This is a genomic window from Streptomyces hainanensis (assembly GCF_004348415.1).
Lineage (GTDB): Bacteria > Actinomycetota > Actinomycetes > Streptomycetales > Streptomycetaceae > Streptomyces > Streptomyces hainanensis.
The window spans coordinates 1-3144 of the sequence record NZ_SMKI01000659.1 but is presented as its reverse complement, the minus strand read 5'-3'; the positions used below and the strand labels follow the sequence as shown (position 1 = coordinate 3144).

At 74.1% G+C, this 3144-nt stretch carries 2 protein-coding genes and 1 pseudogene; 1 reads left to right on the top strand and 2 read right to left on the bottom strand.

All coding sequences use genetic code 11. The features are described 5' to 3' along the window. Nucleotides 1-977 (bottom strand): beta-1,3-glucanase family protein (locus E1283_RS34265; protein WP_132822070.1); only part of this gene is annotated, 977 nt, incomplete at its 3' end. Between the two features lie 153 nt (nucleotides 978-1130). On the opposite strand from E1283_RS34265, the gene E1283_RS34260 reads away from it, so the two are divergent. After that, nucleotides 1131-2324, top strand: coding sequence for an SLC13 family permease (locus tag E1283_RS34260; protein WP_207930647.1), 1194 nt, complete (start codon nucleotides 1131-1133; stop codon nucleotides 2322-2324). Nucleotides 2325-2525: 201 nt separating this feature from the next. On the opposite strand, the pseudogene E1283_RS37760 reads toward E1283_RS34260, so the two are convergent. Continuing rightward, a pseudogene (locus tag E1283_RS37760) lies at nucleotides 2526-3144 on the bottom strand (hypothetical protein); the annotation flags it as partial.

The window sequence follows — 3144 nt, the reverse complement described above, 5'->3', positions numbered from 1 at the left end:
GTGGGTTGGCTGGGGTGGCTGATCGCCGTGCCGCGGTTGAGGGCGGCGGCCAGGATGGCGGCGACCGGGCCGGTGATGGGGTCGTTGGGGGCGTGCAGCGCGCCGTCACAGAACAGGACGTCGCGGGTGGCGGGGCGGGCGAAGGACACCTGGCCCGGGCCGTTGAAGACGAGGCGGTCGCCGCTGACGCGGCCGGTGAAGGTGCCGGCGTTGGTGGTGACCGTCAGGTCCCGGCCCGCGTACTCGGACCAGACGCGGTCGACGTACGGGGCGAGGTAGTCGCGGGGGAAGAGGCCGGCGTCCAGGCCGTGGCCAGGGGCCAGGACGCGGCGGTCGCCGAGGACGAGCGGGGCGAACGTGGGGTGCGCGGCGAGGTCGGCGAAGACTCGGGCCCGGGCGCCGTCGCGGAGGGCGCCGGCGGTCTGGTCGGCGTTGCCGGTGAGGCGGATGGCCAGCGGCACGCTGAACATGTCGACCGACGTGGTGTTGCAGTACATGCCGTCCGGCCGGTACGTGAACTCCGCGCAGTCGTGCAGCACCTGGTAGTTGGGGTCGCTCGGCACCCAGCCGGCCGGGTAGGCCAGCGCCGGGTTGCCGGCGCCGTCCGGGACGGCGCGGAAGCGCAGCTTCTCGCCGAGCGCCACGTAGATCCGGCCGGAGAGGTAGGGCAGCGGGATGGCGGTGTCGCCGCTCGCCGCGAGCGGGATGGCGTAGTCGGTATAGCCGTCAGGTCCGTTGTCGGCGAGGGAGACCGGCAGGAGCCGACCGTCCGGCGTGACGCGGACCTGGCGGGTGCCGTCGTTGCCGACGATGTAGATCCAGATCGAGCCGTTGGCGAACCGGCCGGTGCGGTTGACGACGGTCACCGGGAGCGGGGCGGCGGCCGCGTGGGCGAACCCGGGCCGTACCGCCAGGGTCGACGCGCCGAGGGCCGCGCCGAGCGCGGCGCCCCTGAGGATGTTGCGGCGGGAGAGCATGGGGGGACTCCTTCCGGCCCTCCACGCGCACGAGGCGACGCACGACATGAAGGGCATTACCGAGAGCGCTCTCAGGTCGTTGCTCCCGCACACTGCCGGTGTGGGACGGCGCCGTCAAGGTCTAGACCAAGTCGGGATGGGATTCTTCTCCTCGTGCGTCTCCGCTCTCATCGCCTCCACCCGCTCGACTGGCTGTCCGCCGGGCTGCTCGCCCTCGGCCTGGTCTTCCTGGCCACCGGCCTGCTGCCCACCCACGCGGCCGGCGACGCGATGACCCGCGTCGCACCGCTGCTCGCGTTCCTCGGCAGCGTCATCGTGCTGGCCGAACTCGTCAGCCGCGCCGAGGTCTTCGACGTGGTCGCGACGAACGTGGCGCGGGCGGGCGGCGGCACGTACGGGCGGCTGTTCCTGCTGTGCGTCGTGTTCGCGTCGTTCACCACCGTCGCCCTCAACCTCGACACCACCGCCGTACTGCTGACGCCCGTCATGCTCGCGCTGGCCTCCCGCGTCGGGATCGCGGCGTTGCCGCTCGCCATGACCACGGTGTGGCTGGCCAACACGGCCAGCCTGCTGCTCCCCGTCTCCAACCTGACGAACCTGCTCGCCGCCGACCGCGTCGCGCTCTCCTCGCTCGAACTGGCCGGCCGGATGTGGGCGCCGCAGGTGGCGGCGATCGCGGTGACGGCGGCCTGCCTGTGGGGGTTCTTCTGGCGCCGCGGCCGGCGCGGTGCCGACGCCTACGGCGTTCCCGCCCCGCACCGGCCCACGGATCCGGCGCTGTTCCGGGTCTGCGGCCTCGCCTGCGCCGGCTTCCTGCTGGCGATCCTGCTCGCTGACGTCCCGCTCTGGATCGCGTCGGGCGCCGCGGCGGCGGTCGCGGTGGCCGCGTTCGCGGTGCGGCGCCGCGCGGTGCTCCGCGTCTCGCTCGTGCCGTGGCGGCTGTTGGTGCTGGTGCCGGGGATGTTCCTGGTGGTCGAAACGGTCAACGCGCACGGCCTGCACGACCTGTTGGCCTCGGCCATCGGGACGGCCGACGACCTCGGCGGCATGCTGCGCGCGGCGGGGATCGGCGCCGGGCTCTCCAACGTGCTGAACAACCTGCCCGTCTACCTCGCCGGCGAGGCGGCGGTGCCGGTCGGCAACGAGGACCAGCTCCTCGCGCTGCTGATCGGCACCAACGTGGGCCCGCTGGTCACCCCGTGGGCGTCGCTCGCCACCCTGCTCTGGTTCGAGCGGTGCCAGGCGGGCGGCCTGCGGGTGCCGCTGCGGACGTTCGTCGCCACGGGCGCGGTGCTGGCGGTGGGGGGCGTACTGGCGGCGGTGCTGGCGCTGGCGGCGGTCGGCTGACCTCGTACCGCTACGCGGTTCGGACCGCGCGGTCCGGCGTCCCGCCGTGGTCGGTGCCACGGCGGCGGACGACGGCCGTGCGAGGACCGTACGAGAACGGTGGAACGGACGCCGGGACCCTCACGTCCCGGCACCCGGCACCCGGCACCCGGCACCCGGCACCCGGCACCCGGCACCGGCACCGGCACCGGCCCGGGGGGCTCACGTGGCGTCGGCCACGTCGAGCTCCAGGTTGTCGATCACGTCCGCGTAGAGCTCCTCACCGTGGGCCCGCGCCTGGCCCTCCTCACCCGGCATGACCACCTGGACGCGCCACATCGCCTCGTCCTCCTCCACCCCGTAGAAGAGGGCCATCCGCTGCGTCCTGGGCTCCTCCGGGTCCGTCAGGGTGGTGACGGACATCTCGGCCGCCTCGCCCTCCTGGAACTCGGCCTCCCAGAAGTCGCCCTCGACCTCGTCGTAGAGCCCGGTCCGATCCTCGAAGTCGCCGAGCTGCGCGCCCGCGGCCTGCAGGGCGCTACCCGGCTCGGCGGGCCGTAGCCACACCTCGATGACGTAGATGCCGTCGGGTGACGTGTACAGCACGTGCGGATCGTCGCCCTCGCGGACGTCCTCGACACTGCGCGTGTAGCCCTCCGGGACCGCGATGTTCATGCGGAAGCGGGGCTCCTCCCGCACCTCCCAGCCGTCCGGCAGCCCGCCGCCCCCGGGCGACCCGGTCCAGAGGAGCGTGAGCGCGGCCGCCAGCGCCAGGGTGCCGGTCGCCAGGCCGATGAGGCCACCACGGCCGAGCCGCCGACGCCGCGGCTCCGGCCCCGGC